This window comes from Amycolatopsis sp. H20-H5 (genome assembly GCF_035828755.1).
Taxonomy (GTDB): Bacteria; Actinomycetota; Actinomycetes; order Mycobacteriales; family Pseudonocardiaceae; genus Amycolatopsis.
This window is the reverse complement of record NZ_JAYMZS010000037.1, coordinates 53,215-75,669: the sequence shown is the minus strand read 5'-3', so window position 1 is coordinate 75,669 and position 22,455 is coordinate 53,215. Positions and strand designations below refer to the sequence as shown.

Annotated in this window: 20 protein-coding genes; 7 read left to right on the top strand and 13 right to left on the bottom strand. The window is 67.7% G+C overall.

Annotated features, from left to right (window positions below; translation table 11 throughout):
- Nucleotides 1-121: 121 nt before the first annotated feature.
- From QMK34_RS21440 to QMK34_RS21430, 3 genes are all read right to left on the bottom strand, one after another.
- A complete protein-coding gene (locus QMK34_RS21440) occupies nucleotides 122-454 on the bottom strand; it encodes a hypothetical protein (RefSeq protein WP_326415957.1) in 333 nt (110 codons plus the stop codon).
- A 382-nt stretch (nucleotides 455-836) separates the two neighbouring features.
- Complete coding sequence (locus QMK34_RS21435; protein ID WP_326415956.1) at nucleotides 837-1,361, bottom strand: hypothetical protein; 525 nt, start codon at nucleotides 1,359-1,361, stop codon at nucleotides 837-839.
- An 85-nt stretch (nucleotides 1,362-1,446) separates the two neighbouring features.
- Nucleotides 1,447-1,953, bottom strand: a complete 507-nt coding sequence (locus QMK34_RS21430; protein WP_326415955.1) for a GNAT family N-acetyltransferase — start codon at nucleotides 1,951-1,953, stop codon at nucleotides 1,447-1,449.
- Nucleotides 1,954-1,970: 17 nt separating this feature from the next.
- Between QMK34_RS21430 and QMK34_RS21425 the strand changes: the two genes are divergently transcribed.
- From QMK34_RS21425 to QMK34_RS21410, 4 genes are all read left to right on the top strand, one after another.
- A complete protein-coding gene (locus QMK34_RS21425) occupies nucleotides 1,971-2,534 on the top strand; it encodes a helix-turn-helix domain-containing protein (RefSeq protein ID WP_326415954.1) in 564 nt (187 codons plus the stop codon).
- A gap of 100 nt (nucleotides 2,535-2,634) precedes the next feature.
- A complete protein-coding gene (locus tag QMK34_RS21420) occupies nucleotides 2,635-3,108 on the top strand; it encodes a MarR family winged helix-turn-helix transcriptional regulator (protein ID WP_326415953.1) in 474 nt (157 codons plus the stop codon).
- 44 nt (nucleotides 3,109-3,152) lie between these two features.
- Nucleotides 3,153-4,136, top strand: a complete 984-nt coding sequence (locus tag QMK34_RS21415) for an erythromycin esterase family protein (RefSeq protein ID WP_326415952.1) — start codon at nucleotides 3,153-3,155, stop codon at nucleotides 4,134-4,136.
- An 88-nt stretch (nucleotides 4,137-4,224) separates the two neighbouring features.
- Nucleotides 4,225-5,169 (top strand): alpha/beta fold hydrolase, encoded by a 945-nt coding sequence (locus QMK34_RS21410; RefSeq protein WP_326415951.1) that lies wholly within the window; start codon nucleotides 4,225-4,227, stop codon nucleotides 5,167-5,169.
- A gap of 12 nt (nucleotides 5,170-5,181) precedes the next feature.
- Here the strand turns inward: QMK34_RS21410 and QMK34_RS21405 are convergent, their stop codons facing one another.
- The 9 genes from QMK34_RS21405 to QMK34_RS21365 all read right to left on the bottom strand — a co-directional run bounded on the left by QMK34_RS21405 (nucleotide 5,182) and on the right by QMK34_RS21365 (nucleotide 14,482).
- A complete protein-coding gene (locus QMK34_RS21405) occupies nucleotides 5,182-5,655 on the bottom strand; it encodes a DUF3761 domain-containing protein (RefSeq protein ID WP_326415950.1) in 474 nt (157 codons plus the stop codon).
- A gap of 61 nt (nucleotides 5,656-5,716) precedes the next feature.
- Nucleotides 5,717-8,047, bottom strand: coding sequence for a GH92 family glycosyl hydrolase (locus tag QMK34_RS21400; protein WP_326415949.1), 2,331 nt, complete (start codon nucleotides 8,045-8,047; stop codon nucleotides 5,717-5,719).
- A gap of 90 nt (nucleotides 8,048-8,137) precedes the next feature.
- A complete protein-coding gene (locus QMK34_RS21395; protein ID WP_326415948.1) occupies nucleotides 8,138-8,623 on the bottom strand; it encodes a hypothetical protein in 486 nt (161 codons plus the stop codon).
- Between the two features lie 3 nt (nucleotides 8,624-8,626).
- A complete protein-coding gene (locus QMK34_RS21390; RefSeq protein WP_326415947.1) occupies nucleotides 8,627-9,079 on the bottom strand; it encodes a hypothetical protein in 453 nt (150 codons plus the stop codon).
- Entirely contained in the window at nucleotides 9,079-9,825 is a 747-nt protein-coding gene (locus QMK34_RS21385) for a hypothetical protein (RefSeq protein ID WP_326415946.1), read from the bottom strand. The genes QMK34_RS21390 and QMK34_RS21385 overlap by 1 nt, the downstream gene beginning before the upstream one ends.
- Before the next feature lie 20 nt (nucleotides 9,826-9,845).
- Entirely contained in the window at nucleotides 9,846-10,166 is a 321-nt protein-coding gene (locus tag QMK34_RS21380) for a hypothetical protein (RefSeq protein WP_326415945.1), read from the bottom strand.
- Nucleotides 10,167-10,194: 28 nt separating this feature from the next.
- Nucleotides 10,195-10,899, bottom strand: coding sequence for a hypothetical protein (locus tag QMK34_RS21375; protein ID WP_326415944.1), 705 nt, complete (start codon nucleotides 10,897-10,899; stop codon nucleotides 10,195-10,197).
- Nucleotides 10,900-11,051: 152 nt separating this feature from the next.
- Nucleotides 11,052-13,262 carry a 3-hydroxyacyl-CoA dehydrogenase NAD-binding domain-containing protein gene (locus QMK34_RS21370; protein WP_326415943.1) on the bottom strand — a complete coding sequence of 737 codons (2,211 nt, stop codon included), beginning with the start codon at nucleotides 13,260-13,262 and terminating at the stop codon, nucleotides 11,052-11,054.
- Nucleotides 13,263-13,273: 11 nt separating this feature from the next.
- Nucleotides 13,274-14,482, bottom strand: a complete 1,209-nt coding sequence (locus tag QMK34_RS21365) for an acetyl-CoA C-acetyltransferase (RefSeq protein WP_326415942.1) — start codon at nucleotides 14,480-14,482, stop codon at nucleotides 13,274-13,276.
- A 141-nt stretch (nucleotides 14,483-14,623) separates the two neighbouring features.
- On the opposite strand from QMK34_RS21365, the gene QMK34_RS21360 reads away from it, so the two are divergent.
- The 3 genes from QMK34_RS21360 (at nucleotide 14,624) to QMK34_RS21350 (ending at nucleotide 17,984) form a co-directional block, all read left to right on the top strand.
- A complete protein-coding gene (locus tag QMK34_RS21360) occupies nucleotides 14,624-15,874 on the top strand; it encodes a TetR/AcrR family transcriptional regulator (protein WP_326415941.1) in 1,251 nt (416 codons plus the stop codon).
- Nucleotides 15,875-15,947: 73 nt separating this feature from the next.
- Complete coding sequence (locus QMK34_RS21355; RefSeq protein ID WP_326415940.1) at nucleotides 15,948-16,139, top strand: hypothetical protein; 192 nt, start codon at nucleotides 15,948-15,950, stop codon at nucleotides 16,137-16,139.
- Nucleotides 16,140-16,154: 15 nt separating this feature from the next.
- Nucleotides 16,155-17,984, top strand: a complete 1,830-nt coding sequence (locus QMK34_RS21350; protein WP_326415939.1) for an HEXXH motif domain-containing protein — start codon at nucleotides 16,155-16,157, stop codon at nucleotides 17,982-17,984.
- A gap of 32 nt (nucleotides 17,985-18,016) precedes the next feature.
- On the opposite strand, the gene fxsT is transcribed toward QMK34_RS21350, so the two are convergent.
- Entirely contained in the window at nucleotides 18,017-22,453 is a 4,437-nt protein-coding gene (gene fxsT, locus QMK34_RS21345) for an FxSxx-COOH system tetratricopeptide repeat protein (RefSeq protein ID WP_326415938.1), read from the bottom strand.
- Nucleotides 22,454-22,455 lie beyond the last annotated feature (2 nt).

Genomic DNA, 22,455 nt, shown 5'->3' with positions numbered 1-22,455 from the left:
TTCCCGAGTCGCACCGCCCGCGACGCCAGCCCGCCCAGCAGAAGGAATGGTCACACGCAAACACTCGCACAACCAGCAGCCGATATCACGAACCGACACGCAAAGATCTAGCTCTGTAGTACTAGTCCAAGGCCGCGCGCCGGTCATCGGGATCGACCATCTCCGCGGCCAGCACCGGGCCGAGTTTCGTCAGCGCCTCGGCGGCCTCATCAAGGTCCTCGGGCAAGGTCGGTCTGCCCGCGAGTGAACCCAACGCCTGCTCAGCCCGAAGATGACGCCTCAGGATCTGATCGATCTCTGACCGGTCGGCCTTTTCTGCCTGGTGTCGACGCTCGTCCAACTCCTGCCGATGGACCTGCCACTCCATCACCATGCGCAAGAGTCGTTGCAGGGCGAAAACACTGCCGACGGTGTACGCCACCGGGCGGGAATGCTCGACGACATCAGCGAGCACGGTGATCCACGGACTCGCCATCGATGTCCGGACCACTTTGATCGGACCACTTTGATCGGACCGTAGTGTCCCCGCATGGCCGCGGTCGCGTCCTTACTGGATGAGTCCCGCGAAGAGCCCACATAATAGATTCCGGTAGTCAGCAATGTGCAATATTGCTGCAAGACATCCAAAGCGTCGACCTGCTCACGGAAGAACCGGAACGGCGGTGCGTCGCCAAGGTCGATCGAAAGATAGAGAAGCTGCGCGTCTGTGTGCACCTCAGCCGACGTCGTCATTCTCCGAATCTAGCGCAGCCACGTGGTGCCGCCGCTCAACTGAGCTGACGTCAAGGCCACCTTGAGGGACCCGAGTCCCTCAAGGTGGTTTAGATTCACGGACTTCAGTCGCCGAGCAGGGGACAGTCGAACGACACCGAGCTGAGTGCGATGTCGGTGACCTTGGCGCTGTCCGGGTAGTTGCCGCTGCCGTCGCTGCCTTCGACCCAGAACGTGTAGAACCGGTCCGCGTATCCCGGCACCCGCGCAGTGAAACCGTTGCGGTACGACTGCGCGTCGGCGTATTTCCGTTTGATCTGAGCGACCGTCGAGCCCGCGCCGATCCCCTCCGGCGTGCGCGCCGAACGCGGTGCCCTTTCCTCCACAACCCCGAGCTGATGGGAAAGGGCGACGGCCCTTTGGTCGTCGGGACGGTCGACCGTCTGGTAGCGGTCGCACGTGCCGTCGTCCCACGGAGTTCCCAGCAATACTCCGGAATTCTTCGCCCCCGCTTCGGACATGCCGAGCTTCAGCCCGTGGTACCCGTCCCCGCTCAGCACCGCTCGCGCCGGGCTCGCCTGCGCCACCCCACTCAGCGCGACGCAAGCCGAGACGACAGCAAGACCCGTTGCCACATAAGACTTCTTCATGTTCTCCCCTGCTACCAGCGACCCCCGTCGCTCTCACAGATGAAGACGTCACGCACGCGAGCGGGTTGCCTTCCGGGACGATCTTTCAGTGATTTACGCCATTCAGGTGCAGTTGCATCAGGACGGTGTCCAGCGTGTGCCCGTGTTTCACGCCGACGCCGCGCAGCCGTCCCGCGTGCTCGAAACCGCACCGCTCGTGGAGTTTGACCGACGCGGACTCGCCGGTGCCTGCGATCACGGCGACGAGCTCACGCAGCCCGGCCTCGGCGCAGAGCGCGATCAGCTCGCGCAGCAGGAGCGTGCCCGTGCCGCGGCCGACCTCAGCGGGCGCGAGGTAAATCGTGTTCTCCACGGTGTACCGGTAGGCGCTCTTGGACTTCCAGGGCGAGCAGTACGCCGTGCCCACGATCGAGCCGCCGGACTCCGCGACGAGAAACGGCAAACCCTGCGCCAATCGGCTCTCCCATTCCGACGCCGTGAGCTCGGTCTCCGCGAAGGTGATGGTGGTGTTGTGCACGTAGTGGGCGTAGATCTCGGCGACACGGCCGAGGTCCCCCGATCGAGCAGGCCGCATTTGCACTATAGTGTCCATAATTCTACTATAGCGCAATGTTTGATCTCGCCGAACTCGCTCAGCGGCTGCAACGGCTCCGGGCGGAACGGGGCCTGTCCCTCGCGGGGCTCGGCGAACGCTGTTCCGTGAGCGTCAGCATGCTTTCGGCGATCGAGCGCGCCGCGAAGGCACCCACCGTGGTCGTCCTGGCTCGCATCGCCGATGGCCTGGAAGTCAGCCTGACGGCCTTGCTCGAGGACGCGTCCGACCGGCGGCTCGTCGTCCGCCGCCGCGACGAGCAGGAAAGCGCGGATCACGCTGACGGCTGGCGGCGGGTGGTCCTGTCACCCGTCGTCGCGGGGGTCAACTTCGAGCTCGTGCGCCTCACGCTGCCGCCGCACTGCGACGCCGGGGAGTTCCCCGCCTACGCGAGGGGCTCGCACGAGTACCTGGCCGTGGAGGAGGGAACGCTCCAGCTGACGATCGGCGAGCGGACCGTTCTCATGGAGGCGGGCGATTCCGCGTACTTCGAGGCGGACCAGCTCCACCGGTTCGCCAACCCCGCCGACGTTCCGTGCGCCTACTACCTGGCCGCGATGATCATGCGGCCACGACCCTAACCCCGGCTGAACCTACGCGGGGACGAGCTCCTTGGCCTCCACAGCGCGCGGGACGAGTGCGGTGAGCCCGAGGCCCGCCAAAGCGGCGAGATACATACCCATGAGCCCGGATCGAGCCGTTCGTGATCGACACGACTTCCTTGCCGGTATCGAGCGCGAGCTGACGTTGCTGGGCAGGCATCAGGTCCTCCCCGGCAGCACTCGCGAGCCCGGTGTCCTCGAGAAATCGGCGTACCTGCTGCTCACCCGGCTCGAGGCGCAGCAGCCGATGTCGCTGCGCGAGCTGGCGGACGCCTTCCGGCTGGACGTCTCGACGGTGAACCGGCAGGTCGCCGCGCTGCTGCGCCAGGGCCTCGCGGAACGCATCCCGGACCCCGACGGCGGCCTCGCGCGCAAGCTGAGGCCGACCGCCGAGGGAGCCCGGAAACTCCGGGAAGACCGTGAGCACTACCGGCGCAGGCTGGGCCTGGTCGTCACCGGCTGGTCCGAGGCGGACCGCCACGCGTTCTACGAGCTCCTGCTCCGGTTCAACTCCGGCATCGAGGTGCTGCAAGGCACGCACTGGCCGCGCTGAGCGCGCCTTGACCTCAATGAAGGTCGAGGTACGAGACTGATCGCATGGAGATCACCACCGCACGCTGGATCGCGCGGCACGCTCATCCGCTGACCACCCTCGAACCTGACGCACCCGGCACCGATCTGGAGCCGTTACGCGAAATGGTGGGCGACGCGCGCGTCGTCACGCTCGGCGTTTCGGCCCGTGACACCCACGAGCTTGCCGTTGTCTCCCAACGGATACTGAAATTCCTCGTCGAGGAGCTCGGCTTCCGTTCGCTCGCTTTGGAGGGCGACGACGAGACGAGCATCCTGCTCGACCAGTACGTCCGCACCGGAACCGGTGACCCACGGGCACTACTGGCCGACGCACGGTCGTTCTGGCGCACGGCCGAACTGCTTGACACGATCCACTGGATCCGCCGCCACAACGAGCGGCAGCCCGCCGAGCCGGTTCGGATCGCCAACCTGGCGGAGCACCCGCGGAAGGTCGCGCCGCACGGCGGCGACCTCGGCCACATCGAACGACTCCTGGCGGAGAACGCCCTCTGGTGGCAGGAACACACCGGGCACAAAACCGTTTACTGGGGCGGCATGGCGCACACTGTCAACGGCGACCCGCGGATCGTCTCGGCCGCGGCGGCGCCACTGGCCGTTCACCGGAGCGCGGGCAGCTACCTGCGGGAGAGCCTCGGCTCCGGCCACCTGTCCGTGGGCCTGACCTTCCATCACGGCGCGGAGTCCCACCTCGCCCCCGCGCCACCCGCGGAATTCGCCGAAGCCACGCTGGGCGAAGCCGAGGTGAACGCGTACGTCCTGGATCTGCGGAGCGAAAGTCCTGCCGAGGTCCGGGCGTGGCTCGACAGGCCTGCCACGACGCGCCTGATCGGTCCGGTCTACGACCCCGGCAACGACGCGGCGTTCACCCTGTCCGGCGGCTCGCTCAGCACGTGGTTCGACCTGCTCGTCCACTGTCCACAAGTGACACCGGCCCGGCCGCTCCCGCGCCGAGGAACTCCGCACGATAGGAGAACGCGGATTGGATAGGTTGGCACGACCAGGCCGGGCGCGGCCCGGGACGGACCGAGCATGGGGGATCGCGGAAATGACCTTGAGCAGACGGAAGGCGATCGTCATGAGCGCTGGCGCGGCAGCGGGCGGGCTCGCCGCGGCTGGGATCACCCCGGCGGCCGCCGACACGACAGGTGTCCCTTCCGACGCCGAACTGGCGCGCTCGCTCCCCGGCGGTTTCACCAGTAACTTCGTGGTGGCGAACGGAATCCGCCAGCACTACGTGATCGGCGGGCAGGGCGAGCCGCTCGTCCTGCTGCACGGCTGGCCGCAGAACTGGTGGGAGTTCCACAAGGTGCTGCCCGCGCTCGCCGCGCGCTACCGGGTGATCGCCGTCGACCTGCGTGGCGGGGGCAGCACGGACAAACCGCAGTCGGGCTACGACAAGAAAACGATGGCGAACGACATCTTCGAGCTGATCGGGAAACTCGGCTACGGCCAGGTCAACATCGCGGGGCACGACATCGGCTCGATGGTCGCCTTCAGCTTCGCCGTCAACCACGCGGCGGCGGTCAAGAAGGTCGCGATCCTCGACGTCACCCATCCCGACGACAGCTACTTCCAGATCCGGGCGCTCCCGCAGCCGGGCTCGTTCAGCCCGTGGTGGTTCGCGTTCAACCAGGTCCGGACACTGCCGGAACAGCTGCTGGCCGGGCGCGGCCGGTTCCTGATCGACTGGGTCTTCGACAACCTGCCGGTCAACCCCGCCGCCTTCAGCGACTTCGACCGGGCCGTCTACGCCAGGGCGTTCTCCCAGCCGGACGGCATCCGCGGCGGCAACGGCTGGTACCAGGCCTTCGCACAGGACATCGCGGACCTGAAGACCTACGGCAAGGTCACCGCGCCGATGCTCGGGCTCGCCCACATCAAGTTCTACGCCCAGATGCAGGCCGTCCTGCCGACGCAGGGCACCGACGTCCAGGTGGCGCTGGTGGAGAAGACCGGGCACTACTTCCTGGAGGAGCAGCCGGAAGTGGTCACCAAGGCGCTGCTCGATTTCTTCGGCTGAGCGCCTTTCCCGTCAGAGCCAGGCGGCGACACCGCCGTGATGGGAGCAGGTGCCCTGGCGGTGCTGGCTGAAACTGTAGGTGCCGTCACCGCATCGTGCGGTCGCGCCGGACGGAGCGCCCGGAGCCGCTTCGGGGCGGTGAATGCAGTTTCCGTCGGAGTTGACGTAGTAGTCGCCTCCACACGCCACCGCGGGCGCCTTCGCGGCCGTCGTCTTTTTCGGGACAGGCGCGGGCTTCGGCGTCACGCTGGGCTTGACCGCGACGGGAGCGGCAGGGGCCTCAGCCACCGCCGTGGGCGTCGGCGTGGCAGAGGTCGTTTCGGTCGGCGGGGTGTAGGTCGGAGTCGGGTATTCGGCGCTGGAAGTCGGGACGGGCGCCGTGACCTCGGAGTGCGCGGGCTGGGTCGGGACGTTGCAGCCCGTCAGCAGCACACCGCCGAGCAGGAAGGAGCCAAGGGCAACGGAGAACGAACCAGCGCGCTTCATGGCACCAGAGTCGTGACAGCTGCCAAGCCCGTTACGGCTCGTGGTGAACCGTGTTATTACATTACGGGTTCGTGGACAGCTGGAAGTTCAGCAGGCCACCGTGTTGCAGGAAAGCGCCGTCAAGCTTCCAGTCGTGGTACGGAAGTCCGTTGCGGCGCACGCTCTGGACGTACTTGCCATCGCCGGTGGCCGTGATCAGCGTCGGCGCTCCATGCTCCGGCAGCACCAACGCCTGCGAGAAGAGCGGGCTCGACAGGAGCATTTCCGCGGAGCCCGGCGTACGCGGATAGATACCCAGCGCGGCGAAGACGTACCAGGCGGACATCGTGCCGAGATCGTCGTTACCGGGCAGTCCGGCGGGTCCGGTTGTGTATACCGTATTCACCAGCTCGCGCACGGTCTCCTGGGTCTTCCACGGCTGCCCGAGTTCGTTGTACAGCCAGGGCGCGTGGATGCCGGGCTCGTTGGTCGGGTCGTATTTGAGCGGGCCGCCGCCGGTCAACTTCCAGTTTCCCTGCGCGTCGTGGAAAAACGCGTCGAGACGCGGGACGGCCTTGTCCTTGCCGCCCATCGCGGCGGCCAGCCCGGTGACGTCCTGCGGCACCATCCAGGTGTAGGTGGCGCTGCTGCCCTGCGCGAAGCCGCGGTCGCTCGCCGGGTCGAACGGCGTGACCCAGCCACCGTCAAGGTTGCGGGCCTGCATGTACCCGGTCGCGGGGTTGAACACGTTGCGCCAGTAGGAACCTCGCTCGCTCAGCTCGCGATACTCCTTGTCCCGCCCCAGTTCCCGTGCCCACTGCGCGAGGGAGAAGTCAGCGACCGAGTCCTCCAGTGTCTCCGCGGCGCCGCCCCAGCAGTGGCAGACGTCGTTCGCGCTGTAGTGGGAAGTGAGGTACTGCGCCAGATTCGGGCGCTGCCCGACGCACTGACCGGGGCAGCCACCGTCCTGCAACCCTTCCGGCCGGGGCACGGTCGCCTGCCTGTACAGCGACTCGAAAGCACCTCGGACGTCGAAGTTGCGCACGCCCATGGCGTAGAAGGTCGCGATCGTGGCCGCCGACGGATCGCCGGTCATCACATGAGTCGCGCCGTTGACGTGCACCCAGCGATCCCAGACGCCGTCGTTCTGCTTGGCGTAGTTGAACAACGACTGCGCGAAATTCCCGGCGATCCGCGGTTCGAGCAGTGCCAGCAGCTGGATCTGCGCGCGGTACTGGTCCCAGCCGGAGAAGTTGCCGTACTGCGCGTCCTGCCCCGGTTCGAGCCGGTGGACCTGCTGGTCCATGCCGAGGTAGCGGCCGTCGACGTCGCTGACCAGGTTCGGCTGCATGAGCCCGTGGTAGAGCGCGGTGTAGAAAACCTGCCGCTGGCCCTCGGTGCCTCCGCCAATCCGGACGCGGCCAAGCCGCTCGTTCCAGGCGCGCGACGCGGCTGAAGCAACACTTTCGACCGACGAACGCGGACTGAGCTCCGCACGCAGGTTCTGCTCGGCACCTTCGAGACTCACGTACGACAGGGCGATTTTCATCGTCACCTTGTGCGCGGGATCGAAAGTGACGTAGCCGCCCGACCCGCGACCGGCGCGAGCGGATCCGGTCGCGTAACCCTCGCCGCCCGTCGTGTCCGTGCCGCCGGGCGCGAGCTGGGCGTCGCGCCAGGTTCCGGTCGCGGTGAAAGCCTGGTCGAACTGGGCGACGAAGTGGAGCCGGTAGTAGGTCTTGCGGTTGTTCACACCGCCGTTGGCACGTCGGCCGCAGAACGCGCCCGTGAGCACCGAACCGGTGACCTGGCGGTTCGCCTGATCGAGGTGGATCTCGGCGTCCTCACTGCCGTTGAGTGAGTTCGACGTCCGGAACAGCAGGTTCGCGGGCTTGTCCGCGGGGAAGGCGAAGGTGCCGATCCCAGCGCGGTCGGTGGCGGCGAAGTCGGTCTTCACCCCGTTCGCGAGGCCGAGTGTGTAGCGGCCCGGCTTGGCGGACTCGTCGGTGTGCGCGAAGTCGCTCGCGTAGATCGCGTCTGTCTTGTCCGCGCTCGGGGAGCTCGTGACGTCCGCCGCGATCGGCATGATCGGGATGTCCCCGGCCGCGCCAGGGTTACAGCCCGCGCCGTCGACGTGCGTGAGGCTGAAGCCGCGCAGCCGTGTGGTGTCGTACTGGTAGCCGTTGGCGGCACCGGTGCTGGTCTGGTCCCCGCGCGTACTGGTCGGGCTCCACGACAGCATCCCGGACGGCGTGGTCGCGCCGGGGAAGGTGTTGCCGTCACGAGCCGAGCCGATGAGCGGGTCGACGTACGACGCGGGCGAGGTCACCCATCCGGGCGACGCCGCGGCCGTCATCGTTGTCATCGACCCGATGAGGGCCACGGTCAGGGCCACCACTGCATACCGGCGCATGACCGGGGACGCTAGCGAAACCCGGCGGCGTCGCAACGAATTCGAAGCGACAAACCGGTGTCATCGCCGATCCTGTCCGGTCCTTGTCCGCTAGACGCGCAGGAGGCGGCTCGCCGACGCCGCGACGAAGCCCAGATAGACCGCCGCGACGAGCGCGGGGAGCGTTCCGGCGAGATACGGCGCCGCGCCGACCGGCGTCCGCACCAGGCTGAGCCCGATCACCAGAGTGAGGCAGCCAAGACAGGCGAGGACCATGCCGAAGTTCCACAGCACGAGGAGGTTCCGCCGCAGCGCGGTGGCAGCGACCATCTCCAGATGGCCGTTCGACACCGTGGACCGCATTTTCGTCGTCAGGAAGCCGAACATCAGCACGATGAGTGTCAAGGCTCCTTCGGTACCGACGGTCATCACCAGCAGAGGTGACTTGGCCACCCATGCCGACACCAAATAGACCACCGCACCGACGAGAAGCACGCCCAGTACCAGAGCGCCGAGCCCCAGCGGCATGGCGTTACCCACTATCCGCCGGACCCGGACCGGATCGAGAGGACGGTAGTACGGCTGCTGGGCAGGCATCTGTCACATCCTGGGCACGAGGCGACGAGTCACAAACGAATTCACACCGGTGACCACCACGGTCAGTACGGCCACGCCAAAGGTGGACACCAACGTGCCCGTGCTCAACGGGACCGGTTCGTCCGGCACCCGCTGAACACGCACCACGATGAGGGAGCCCACCACATCCACCACGATGGCGATAATCCAAGCCACGAGCACCATCCGGCGAACGCTGGCGAAAAACTGCCGATCCAGCGCCCACACGGTGGCTTCGCGAGACCGTGCCATCGTCGATCCGACACCGGAGAGCAGGAGACACATCGCGCCGCCACCGAGCAGTGCGAGCCCCAGGTAAAAAATGGGGTGCGTTCCATCAGGGGTCGCCATGCCGATCGCGACCAGTGCGGCGGCCACTACGAAAGCCATGACGATGACAAGCGCGCCGGTCACCCCGACAACACGCTGGACGACCATCAGGTCATCACGTGCCAGTCGGACTTCTCCTGCATCGCCCCGACGTTCGACTTGGCCCATTCGGTACCGAGGTCGTGCACCTTCTGCGCGATGGTGTTCTGCTCGGTGGAGATGGTGTTCGTCAGCGACTGCACCGAAAGGATGGCGGTGGTGATCAAGGCTATGGAGACCCCAGCCGCGGTGAGGATGGCGCCGATCGCCACCGGAATGCCCACCACGGTGGCCGCCGCGATGATGGCCCCGGCCGCGCCGACGACGAAGGCCACGAGCGCCGCGATCATCGCCGTCCAGAACGACTCGATGCCGTTGCCGAGGTTGTCCAGCGAGCCGCGCAGCTGGTTCGCCAGGTCCTTGATCGAGTTCAGCCCACTGACCTGGGCGGGCACTGCCGCCTTGTAGGCCTCGGCCCCGCGCCCCTGCCAGTCCAGGTTGGTCTGCATCTTGTCGAGACCGATATGCCCGCTGATGTCCCCGATGATGTTGCCGACCTTGTCCACCCACTCCGCGGCGACCTGGTGGCACCGGTCCGGGCTGCCAGGCTGATCGAACAGCTGGTTCACCCGGTCCCAGAACTCCTTCACCTTCTGTTTGAGCGCGTCCATGCCCCGCTTGATCGGTTCGATCAAGTCGGAGAAGAAGCTGGGGACCCAGTCCAGCACGTCGTTGACCTTGTCGAAGAACTCCTGGATCTTCCGTTCCAGCTCTTTCGACTTGTCGCCGGCCTGCTGGACAATAGGGCTATTCACGAGCGTGTCCGTCCTCTGAGTCAGTTGCCGGGTTCCGCGGCGTTCTTAAGGCGCTCCTGGTGATCCGCTTCGCCTTGGTCGTACAGATCAGCGGCGTGTCGCAACGCTCCGGCGAGATTGTGAAAGTTCTCAGCCGCCTGCTGCAACATGGTCATCAGGGCTTGCTGTGCCCCCGCGTAAGTCTTGTCGATGCCCTTGTCCACTCCGTACATCGAAACGTCGTACGGCGTGAGCCCGAGCGCCCCGATCGCCTGCCGCGGTCCGTCCGTGTCCTGCGCGGCGATATCCCAAATCCCCGCATCGGCACGCAAGGCGCCCATGGCCGCCTTGATGTCCACCATGCCTGGTCCCTCCCTTCGCAGAAAACGATCAGCCGGGCAAGCCCAGCCGCCGCATCAGCCGTTGCGGATCGCCGACCAGTTCCATCAGTTCGGAAATCCCGGTGCCGGTGGGCCCGGCCGACAAGTCGTTCGGGCTGCTCGACGCGCGCAGCCCGCGCAGCACCTCGAGCAGTTCGCTCTCGATCTCGCCCTGCCTGGCCACGCTCGCCCAGGTGGCGTCGATGTCCAGGCCGAGCACCTGTCCCTGTTGAGCGGTGCCCTGCACGTGGCCGCCCGCACTGCTGATCGTCGAGGTTTGGTTCATCACCTCGGCGGCCTGCTCGGTGAAGCGCTCCAGCTCGGTGGCGACCGAGTCGAAGAGCCGCTGCATGTCCTGTGTGGTCAGTGCCGATTCGTCGTCGGCACCGTTAGGAGCGGCCGGGGGCGGAATCGCCGCGGCGGTGAAATCGACCTGCTCGACGGCGACTGACAAGGCCCGCATAGTGGCCATATTGGCCGCGGTGACAGCGCACGTGTGCAATCCACGCGGGTCCACCGACTTGCGCCACTGGGGTGCCAACCGAACTGCGAGCACCTCGGCGGACGGCGACACGACGACCTCGACCACCGCGTCAGGATCGCGTCCGACCAGCTCATCTTCGGCTGCCGGAACCGCTTTTGACGACGCCTTGCCGCCCAATTCCTGGTATTCCCAGTCGTCGGCTTCCTCGAATCCCCACCGCTTCTCGTCCACGCCGACGCACTCTAGTGCACCACCACGGTCGCCCGCAGAGTTTGCGGAGAAGCGCTGCGGACTCTAGTGGAGGAGTTGCATGAAGGGGCCCTTCCGGACAAATTTCGTCCTAAAGGGCCCCTTCATGACACATCGGGAAAGCCGCGACCTACCTACTCGTAGGTCTCACCCTTCTCGGCCTTCACGACGAGAGACTCCGGCGGCAGGAAGTGGTCGCCGTAGCGCTCCGCCAGCTGGCGGGAACGAGCGACGAAACCGGCGAGGCCACCGTCGTACTGGTTGATGTACTGGATGACGCCGCCCGTCCACGCCGGGAAGCCGATGCCGAAGATCGAGCCGATGTTCGCGTCGGCGATGGTCGTCAGGACGCCTTCGTCGAAGCATTTCACCGTTTCGAGTGCCTCGGCGAAGAGCATCCGCTCCTTGAGGTCCTCGAACGGGACCTCGGCGCTGCCCGACTTGAAGGCGTCACGCAGGCCAGACCACAACGCGGTCCGCTTGCCCTCGGAGTCGTAGTCGTAGAAACCCGAGCCGGTCGAGCGGCCCTTGCGGCCGAACTCGTCCACCATGCGGTCGATGACGCCCTCGGACGCGTGCCCGTTCCAGGTGCCACCGGCCGCCTCGATCGCGGCGCGGCTCTCCTTGCGGATCTTCTGCGGCAGGGTCAGCGTCAGCTCGTCCATCAGCTGCAGCGGCGGAGCCGGGTACCCGGCCTGCGCGCCCGCCTGCTCGATCGACGCGGGCTCGACACCCTCGCCCAGCGCGGCGACGGCCTCGTTGATGAACGTGCCGATGACGCGCGAGGTGAAGAAGCCGCGACTGTCGTTGACGACGATCGGGGTCTTCTTGATCTGCAGGGTGTAGTCGAAGACCTTGGCCAGCGTGGCCGGGGAGGTCTTCTCGCCGCAGATGATCTCGACCAGCGGCATCTTGTCCACCGGCGAGAAGAAGTGGATCCCGATGAAGTCCTCCTGCCGCTGCACGCCCTCGGCGAGCGAGGTGATCGGCAGGGTGGAGGTGTTGGAGCCGAGCACGGCGTCGGGGTTGACAATGCTCTCGATCTCGCCGAACACCTTGTGCTTCAGCTCGACACTCTCGAAAACGGCCTCGATGACGAAGTCGACACCCTTGAAGTCGGCCGGGTCGGCGGTCGGCGTGATCTTCGCCAGCAGCGCGTCCGAACGCTCTTTCGTGGTCTTGCCACGCGAGAGCGCCTTCTCTTCGATCTTGGCCGCGTAACCCTTGCCCTTTTCGGCGGCTTCCTGCGTGACGTCCTTGAGCACGACGTCGATTCCGGCCTTGGCGGAGACGTACGCGATCGCCGCGCCCATCATCCCGGCGCCGACGACGCCGACCTTCTTGGCCGTGAACTTCTCGAAGCCGCCCGCCGATGTATTTCCTCCCGCGGAGGCGGCATCAGGCACCGGGCGGGAGCCGCCGGAGTTGATCGACTGGAGGTCGAAAAAGAACGCCTTCGTCATGTTCTTCGAGACCTGGCCGGTCGCCAGCGAGATGAAGTAGCGCGTCTCGACCGTGATCGCGGTGTCGAAGTCGACCTGCGCGCCCTCGATCGCCGCGGCCAGGATGGCGCGCGGGGCGGGCATGTTGGCGCCCTTGATCTGCTTGCGCAGGTTCGCCGGGAAGGCGGGCAGGTTCGCCGCGAAGCTCGGGTTGGACGGGGTGCCGCCCGGGATCTTGTAACCCTTGACGTCCCACGGCTGCACGCCGCCTTCGGGGTTCGCCTTGATCCACGCCTTCGCGGCGGGCACGAGCTCCTCGACGGTGTCGACGACTTCGTGCACCAGGCCGAGCTCCAGCGCCTTGCGGACGCGGTGGCGCTGGCCCTGCAGGAGGACGTTCAGCAGCGCGCTCTGGATGCCGAGCAGACGGACCGTGCGCACCACGCCGCCGCCGCCGGGCAGCAGGCCGAGGGTGACCTCGGGCAGGCCGATGACGCTGCCCTTGACGTCCGCCGCGATGCGGTGGTGCGTCGCGAGGGTGATCTCGAGGCCGCCACCGAGCGCGGCGCCGTTGATCGCCGAGACGACTGGCTTGCCCAGCTGCTCGAGCCGCCGCATCTGGCCCTTCATCAGGCCACTGCTCTGCGTGAACTCGGCCGCGTCTTCCGGCTTCGCCTTGATGAGGTCGTTGAGGTCGCCACCGGCGAAGAAGGTCTTCTTCGCCGAGGTGAGCACGACGCCGGTGATGGAGTCCTTCTCGGCCTCCAGGCGGTCCACGATCACACCGAGCGACTCGCGGAAGTCGGCGTTCATCGTGTTCGCCGACTGCTTCGGGTCGTCGATCGTCAGCACGACAACACCGTCGGAGTCCTGCTCCCAGCGGATGGTCTTCGCTTCAGTCATTGTCAGTTCCCTCAGACCCGCTCGATGATGGTGGCAACGCCCATACCGCCGCCGATGCACAGGGTGACGAGCGCGCGGCGCGCGTCACGGCGCTCCAGCTCGTCCACGACGGTGCCGACCAGCATCGCGCCGGTGGCGCCGAGCGGGTGACCCATCGCGATCGCGCCGCCGTTGACGTTGACCTTGTCCTCGGGCAGGTTCAGGTCCTTGATCCACTTGAGCACGACGGACGCGAACGCCTCGTTGAGCTCCCAAAGGTCGATGTCGTCGACGGTCAGACCCGCGGTCTTGAGGACCTTTTGAGTGGCCGGAGTCGGCCCGGTGAGCATGATCGTCGGCTCGGAGCCGATCGCCGCGGTGGCCACGATGCGGGCCCGCGGGGTCAGGCCGAAGTCCTTGCCGACCTGCTCGCTGCCGATCAGCACGACGGCCGCGCCGTCGACGATGCCCGACGAGTTTCCGCCGGTGTGGACGTGGTTGATCTTCTCGACCGAGTGGTACTTCTGCAGCGCCACGGCGTCGAAGCCGCCCAGCTCGCCGATACCGGCGAAGGCGGGCTTGAGCTTGCCGAGGCCCTCAACGGTGGAGCCGGGGCGGCGGTGCTCGTCGTGGTCCAGGATCGTCACGCCGTTGATGTCCTTGACGGGCACGACGGACTTGGCGAAGTAGCCGCCGGACCAGGCCGCTTCGGCCTTCTCCTGGGAACGGACGGCCCAGCCGTCGACGTCCTCACGGGAGAAGCCCTCGATCGTGGCGATCAGGTCGGCGCCGGTGCCCTGCGGCACGATGTAGTTGTCGTACGCCGTGGTCGGGTCCATGAACAGCGCGCCGCCGTCGGAGCCCATCGGTACTCGCGACATCGACTCGACGCCGCCCGCGATGATCAGCTGGTCCCAGCCGGAGCGGACCTTCTGCGCGGCCATGTTCGTGGCTTCCAGGCCGGAGGCGCAGAAGCGGTTCAGCTGCACACCGGCGACGGTCTCGGGCAGGCCCGCGACCAGTGCGGCGGTGCGGGCGATGTCCGCGCCCTGCTCGCCGACCGGCGAGACGACGCCCAGGATGATGTCGTCGATCACGGCCGGGTCCAGGTTCGGGTGCCGGACCTTCAGCTCGTTGATGAGGCCGGCCACCAGGTCGACCGGCTTGGTGCCATGGAGGGCACCACCCTTGTTCTTGCCGCGAGGCGTGCGAATCGCCTCGTAGATGTAGGCCTCACTCACTGAAAACTCCTCCGCGCACGGCGCTGTCTACGGAACTAACTACTGACGAGTATACGCTAATGGCCACTAACATATGCCTGATGAACCCCATGGTGTCAACGGGTTGTCACCGAGTCAACAGACGCTAAGGTGGATTCACCTATGGATCACCCGACAGTGCGAGCCCAGCGCCCGCGCGACCGCAAGGCGCAGCTCGCCTCGGTCGCCGCGGAGCTGTTTCGCGCCCGGGGCTACCACGGCGTCGGCATCAACGACATCGCCGCCGCGGCGGGCGTCACCGGCCCGGCGCTGTACCGGCACTTCGCGGACAAACAGGCGATCTTGGCGTACGTCGTCCTGTCCGGCATCGACGACATGGAGACAGCCACCGCCGAGACGCTGTCGACCGTCGACCGTACGGCCAAGGATCAGCTGGAAGCCCTGCTCAACGGCCTCGCGGCCCAGGCAGTGGAGCGGCGCGAGGTGGCCGCGCTGTGGCGCTGGGAGGGCAAGCACCTGCCGAAGGAGGACCAGCGCGAGATCCGCCGCCGGTCGAGCGCGGTACTCACGGCATGGACGAAGGCGCTGCTCGAACAACGACCCGAACTGGCCGCCGACGACGCCGAGCTGCTGTGCTGGGCGGGGCTCAGCGTGTTCGGCAGCGTCTCGGTCCATCACACGTCCGTGGCGAAGAAACGCTTCGGTGAATTACTGGTCCGCCTGGCCCTGCGTGTGTTGCACACCACACTGCACACGACACCGCACTCGACACCGCACTCGACACTGCCGGAGTCCCCATCCGCACCCGTTCAGGTGCCCCCGCTCGGGCTAGGCAGGCCGTCGCGCCGCGAACTGATCCTGACCGCCGCGACAGCCCTGTTCGGCGAACGCGGCTTCCGCGCGGTCAGCATGGAGGACATCGGCGCGGCGGCCGGGATCGCCGGCCCCAGTGTCTACCGGCACTTCGCGAGCAAAGCCGCGCTGATGGTCGCGATCGGGCACCGCGCGGCGGACCGGCTCGCGGTCGGCGCCGAATACGCGTCGCGAACCAGTGCGCCCGCGAACGAAACAGCCACTTTGCGGCGGCTCGCGGAATCGTATGTGCACACGCTTCTGCACACGCCGGAATTGCTCGTGTCGTTCTCCGGCGACCCTGTCGTGCTCCCGGAACGCGACAAGGCCGACCTGCTGCGCGTCCAAAGAGACTACGTCGAACGATGGTTGTCACTGCTGGCAGCGGCCCGGCCGGAACTCAACGCCCGCGAGGTGAAGATCACCGTGCACGCGGCCCTGACCATCGCGAACGACCTCGCCCGCACCCGCCGGATCAAGTCGAGGCCGGGCCTTGACGCCGAACTGGTCACGCTGATGACGGCCACGCTCGGCCTGTCCGCCGTCGATTTCCCTTCCTGAAACGCCGCGGTATTGGCATTATGGTATTACGAGCCGACCGTGGTTCGTTCTCCACCAAGAGGGGAACGTCGAGATGCGCTCATTCCCGGACAGCACGGACGCCGGAATCGAATCAGAAGTGATCGACCTCAGTTCGGTGTCGTGGGCGAGTTTACGAACGCTGGACGGCCCCGAACTGCGACGCGCGGTGCTACGCGAATGGGAGCGGACCGCGTACGTCCAGGTGGCCGTCGGAGGTAGTGGCGGGGCCGAACGGATCGACTGACGGCCGGGAGCGGGTGTGACCGGAAGGGAAAACCCCGGACCCCAGGACTTCGCGCCGCACCGGCTGCCGTGGTCGGACATCGACAGCCTGGCGCGTGGTGAAGGCGGCGCCGCCGTCGTCCGGAAACTGCGGGAAGCCGAGCGCAGCAGACGACTGCTCCTTCTGCGCGCGCTGTTCGACTTCGTCACCAAGACGCCGGAATCGCTCGGCCCGTTGCCACCCCCGGAAATCGCCTGGGAACTGCTCGCCAGGGTCGAGCGGAATTCCCCGGCGGTCCTCGATCTGCTGCTCGCCCATCCCTACACCGGCAGCTGGGCCGGATACACCACGCGGTTGTGCCGCGATCAGGTCACCGGCGTCTGTCCACTGTGGATGCACCTGGGCCACCTGCACGCACTCGCCGCCACGGCCGGGATCCGCGCCGGGCTCCCGTTCCGCATCACCATCCCGCTCTGGGAAGGCGGCGCGATCCTGCCGACGCTGGGTCTCGCCCGGTTTCCCGCCGCGGCGCCCTGTTCCGTGGCCGAGGTCCGGAGCGAGCACGGGGTCACGGAAGTCCGGCATGACGGTACGGCCGTCCGGCTTCCCGGGGACCACGCCACCGACGCGTCGGGCTGGTGGGGCATCCGCGGCGTCGAGCTGTGGTCGGAAAACCGGGCCCTTTCCCTGCGGCTGGACGACGTCGATCCCTATCGCGGCCTGTACGAGCCCGCCCGTCCCCGTCGGCTCGGCGCCGACGAGACCCAAACCTGGCGAGACCTGCTCGGTGAAGCCTGGCGGTTGATCGTGCGGCACCTTCCCGGCTACGCCGAAGCGCTGCCCGAAGGGCTCGACTCGCTGGTGCCCGGTCCCCCGGTGCCCTTCCGGCTGCCGAGCGCGTCGACCGGGGAAGCTTTCGGCAGCGCGATCGTCGGCCGCGCGGAGGACCCGGTTTCCCTGGCCGCGGCACTGATCCACGAGTTCCAGCACATCCAGCTGGGCGGGCTGCTGCACTTGGCGCGTCTCACGGGCAACGACTCGCGAGAACGCTTTTACGCGCCCTGGCGCAACGATCCCCGTCCGGCAGCGGGGCTGCTACAGGGCATCTACGCCTTCTTCGGCGTGACCGCGTTCTGGCGTTCACTCGCTCACGACGATGCGGGAAATCGTCTGGCGGCAATGGAATTCGCGCTGTCGCGTGCACAATGCCTGCGTTCGCTGCAGGTGTTGCGCGAGGATCCCGTCCTTACCTCGGCCGGACGCCGTTTCCTCGACGGCGTCGCGGCGAGGCTGCGGCCCTGGCAGGACGAGCCCGTCACCGCCGAACAGGCCGGACAAGCCGCCGCGCTCGCCGCGGACCACTACGCGGGCTGGCGCCTGTGCCACCTACGCCCGGATCCCGCCACCGTCGCCGGGCTGGCGGCGGCTTGGACGGGCGCCCTGCGGCGGCCGCGATCGGTCCGGCTCGGCGAAGACAACGCACCCACGCCGGTGCCGGACGGCACCTGGCCGGACGCCCGGCCCAGCCTGCTCCGGCTGCGCCTCGGCACGGACGGGCGAACCAGGCTGGCCGAATCCTGGCAGCTCATACCGGGCGCCATCGAAGCGGATTTCGCTTATGCCGACGGCAGATTCCACGACGCCGCCGACGGCTACCGCAGCGCGCTGGCGGCCGACGCGGACCGCCCGTCGGCGTGGGCCGGACTAGGACTCGCCCTTTCCGCGCTGGGCACCGGCCCGGCGGCGCGGGCGTTGCTGCACCGCCCGGAACTGGTCCGGGCGGTGCACCGCGAACTCCGCGACGTCAGTGGCGGGACGCCGCGACCCGAGGACATCGCGGCTTGGATCGGCCGGTTCACCCACTGACCAGGGCGGTCAGCCCTGGTCAGTGGGCGCCGTCAAAGAGGCATCGGGTCGATGTCGCAGTCGGATCGCAACCCGCCGACCGCCGCGATCGTCCCCGGGTGGGTGTCGCCCAGTACTCGGCGATACCGGGTCACCGCGTCCGCGTGCAGGGTTTCCGCTTCTCGCGTCCGGCCGAGCTCGCGAAGGTCCACAGCCAGGTTCGTCTGTGCGGCCAGCGTCGTCGGATGGTCCTCCCCCAGCACTCGCTGCGCCCTGGCCAGGATGTCGGTGTCCAGCGTCTGCGCGGATTCCGCCGCACCAAGGGCGAACCGATCGCTCGCCACGTCGATCGCGCACACGATGGCGTGCGGATGATCCGGCCCGAGCCGGGTCCGGAACTGCTCCAGTGAGCGCTCGTCCAGCCGCAGCGCGGCCGCTGGGTCGCCCATCAACCGCAGGGTGACGCCAAGGTCGAGCGCGGCGGACAGGGTGTGCGCGTGCTGCTCGCCGAGGCTGTGCCGGTACAGGTCGAAGACGTGCTCGCCGAGCTTGTGCGCGTTCGGCAGATCACCCGAGTGCCGGATGTCGATCGAATGCGCCAGCGCGCAGGCCATGGCGTTCGGGTGCTGCTCGCCGTACCGGAGCCGGAAGCGGTCCAGTGCCTCACGTGAGACGTCCAGCGCGGTCTGGTGGTCACCGTCCTTGCGCCGGGCCACGGCCAGGAAGTGGTAACACAGCAGGGTGAACGCCCGGTCTTCACCGAGCAGCTCACGCGCGCGTTCGGAGACCTTCTCCTGTTCGACCCGGGCCCAGTGGTAGTCACCCAGCTCCCGCCGGGCGAGCAGCAGCGCGACGAGGGTGCTGATCGACGACGCGTTGTCGTAGCCGAGCACCTGCACCCGGCGGTCGTAGGTGGCTTCACCCAGCTCACGGGTTTTGCCGTAATCACCGGTCAGCAGCAGCGAAATGAGGTAGTCATGCGCCGAGTTGAGCGTCGCCGGGTCCTCCTCGCCGAACAGCGCGCGGGACTTCAGATAGGTCTGGCTGTTGAGCTCAAGCGCGGCGGCGAAATCACCACCGGCCTTCAGGTCGACCGCGACGGTGAGCTGCGCGTTGAGCGTTTCTTCCCGGTCGTCGCCGATGGTTTCCTTGTACAGCCGCAGGGTCCGGGTGTTGATCTCCCTCGCTTCGGCGTACTCGCCCAAGGTCCAGAGGTAGAAACCCAGCCGTTCGGCGGCCTGCAGCGTCTGGGAGTCCGCTTCGCCAAGGCGTTCCGACCAGGCTTCGACCGCGCGACGGGCGAGGATGAGGGCGCCCTGGTGATCGCCCCAGTGGTAGAGGAACCTCAGCAGGTTGATGACGAGCTGGCGGACCCAGCGGTCGTCGCAGTCGATCAGCTCCGAGGCGTAGACATGGGGCAGCACCTCGAGATACCGCGGCCACTGCTTCATCGACGTCGGGTCGTTGGGGTCGAGGTTGGCCAGCAGCATGTGCGCGCCGTGGCGCATGTCCGCCCGATGCTGCGCGGTCATGCGGTTGCGCAGCACGAGCTGGACCAGCCGGTGCAGCAGGATCGTGTCACTGCGGTGGTCGATCTTCGCCAAGCCGTAGCGGTTGATGTCACGGATCGCGCGAGACAGCCGCATGGGGTCGCGCAGCGCGGTGTCCAGTTCCGGGGAGACCGAAACGCCACGGACGCCGGTGAACAGGCTGCGGGTAATCGGTTCCGGGGCGAAGAAGGCGCATACCTGCAGCAGATGGTGCGCGGCCGGGCTCCGCGTCTTCAGCTCGTCGAACGACACATTCCAGGCTGCCGCGACGGACAGCTCGTAGTCACTCGGCGCGGAGGTGTCGAGGATTTCCGTGACCTTCTCGTCGAACAACCGCAGGTACTCCTGGACCGGCATCCCGGTCTCCGCGCGCCAGGCCGCGGCCTGCTCGATGGCGAGCGGCAGATCGCCCAGCTTCTCGGCGAGCTGGTCCGCGTCGTCATCGCCGATCTCGGGACCGCGAAGGCGGAGGAGTTCCTTGCTCTCCTCACGCTGGAAGACCTCGAGCTCCAGTGGACGCGCGATACCGCTCCAGTCCGGGTTACGCGAGGTGACGAGGATTTCGCCGGAACCGTTCACCGGGAAGAACGGCCGGACAAGGTCGGGGCTTTCGGCGGAGTCGAAGATCAGCAGCCACCGGCGGTACGGCCTGCCGAGGCGGAGCGCTTCACGAACAGCGGGCACCGCCGTGATGGCCTCCTCGCACCCTGGCAGGCGAAGGTGTTGCGCCAGTTCGGTGAGCGCCGTGCGAATCTGGGTCACTTCCGTGGCCTGGACCCACCACACGATGTCGTAGTCGGACAGGTGGCGGTAGACGTACTCGACGGCCATCTGGGTCTTGCCGATGCCGCCCATCCCGTGCAGGGCGGCGGGCAGCACGGCGGTGGTTCCCGCGTTGAGGCGCTTGCCCAGCTGGTCGAGCAGTTCCCGCCTGCCGGTGAAGTTCGGGTTGCGCGGCGGCACGGCGCCCCAGACGGGGGGCGCGTCGTCCGCGGACTGACGTTCGTGGCGGGCCGTGGTCGCCAAGGTGGCGAGCCCGCTGGACCGGAACAACGGCGTTTCGGCGCGGACTTCGGGCGGCTCCGGGACGGACGACGGCCGGGGTGCTGCTTCTCTCGCTAGGTCGGCCTGGTCGGGCGCCTGGGACATGGTGTCACTCACCGGTTCAGTAATAGTACTTTTCTTGGGGACATGACTTGATTCAGCGCTGATGGCGCGGTTATCGATCGAGTGCAAGCGGTCGGCGCGGGAGACGTACGGCCCGCTGAGCGCCCGCATGACCGCGCGTTCGAGTGCCACGTCGGCGGCGGTTTCCCTGGTGAGCACCGGATCCGGGGTGCTGTCGGGCTCGTCGAGCGCGTCCCTCATCCGGGTGAGCACGCTGCTCTGGCCGCCGAAATGCCTGGTCGCCACCCTGATGACGCGGGCGGTCTCGGACCGCCGGGCGCCGCCGAGCAGCACTTCCCTGACCAGCTCGGGAAAGTCGAACGCCGCCTGATCCCAGGGTTGTGCACGAACGGGTGCCTCGAGCAACCCGCTCGTGAACACCTCGGCGAGATGGCCGGGTTCGGATTCGGGCATCAGCTCGGCCTGCACGAGCCGGGCGACCGGCAGCGTGACCGGGACGGCGGCCAGCAGTCTCGCGAGCCGGGAAGCCGGTGGCGACGCGACGCTCAGGAAACTCCGCACCCGCTCGTCCGCCGACCGCTGCGGCGTTTCGGCCTCGTCGGCGTATTCGCCCAGCGCGACCTCGGGATCCTGGTGTGCGAGCAGCACCGTCGCGTTGACCGGGTCCGGGTGCGCGCCGGTCACCAGCCGCGCCCACCAGCCGAGCCAGCGCTCGCCGAGTTCGAGCACCGGGATGGGCACGGTGCCGGGCGGCACGGCGGCCGCCGGATCCGGCTCCAGCCAGGCGTCGGGCAACGTCAGGCCGTACGTCCGGTTGGGCCGCATCGCCGCCGCCACGGTCAGCCGTGCCCGGCGGGCGGGCGGCCCACCCCGGTTCCAGAGCCGCTGCGGAAGCAAGTTGAGCACCGCCACCGGTTCGACGGCGCCCCAGCGGGCCAGCAGGGGGGCGACCAGACCTCTTCGCCACGCCTCCCCGACACCGTCCGTGAGCACCAGCACGAGCCGCCTGCCCGACGGGTCGAGCAGTTCGTCAGGCCCTCGGGGCGGGGTATCCGGGGTGCCGCCCCGCAAGGTCGGCCCGCCGTCCTCGCCGGTGCCGAGTAGCCGGATCCCGATCGTGCGGAACGCGCCGAGTTGTTGCAGGAGCGCAAGAAACGCGGTGACCGTCGGCTTCCACAGCGCCATGGACGGACCGGTGTCCACCACCACGGTCAAGTCCAGCCAACGGCTCTTCACCGCTTTCGTCATCGGCAGCCAGAGCCCGTCCTGCACGGCTTGCTCGGCGGTGGCCTCTTCGTCGAGCTGCTGATCTTCTTCCCGCAGGGAAAAGATCTTACGTTTGAAGGGGCGGAGCGCACGAAGGATTCCCCTGGCACCAACGAGGAACGGCACCGGGGACGCCGGGAGAGGACCGGGTTCGTCGACGATCAGGTGCAGGGTTTCACCGTTATGGGTGCTGGTCTTGCCGAGCGGCAACAGATCGGGTTCCGCCGGAGTAGGTTCGCCGAGGACGTCGGCGCTCTCACGGACCGGACGCCCGCCATCCTCCGCCACCGGCGGGGAACCCGGCTCGGGCGCGGGCTCAAGGGATTGCCCGTTCGCCGTCCGCGACTGCTCGGGTTGGGGTGGCGTGGGTTCCGGTGGCTCGGGTTCCGGCCGGACCTCGCCGGTGACAGACGCGAGCCACACCGCGTCCGCGAGCTCCGACCAGATCAGGTCCTTGATGGCCGAGGCGTCCGCGAGCGGTGGTCCCGTCCTGGTTTCCGCCCCGCTGAAGGGATCCGGCCGGCCGGCGCCGGCGGAGCTGCCCACGA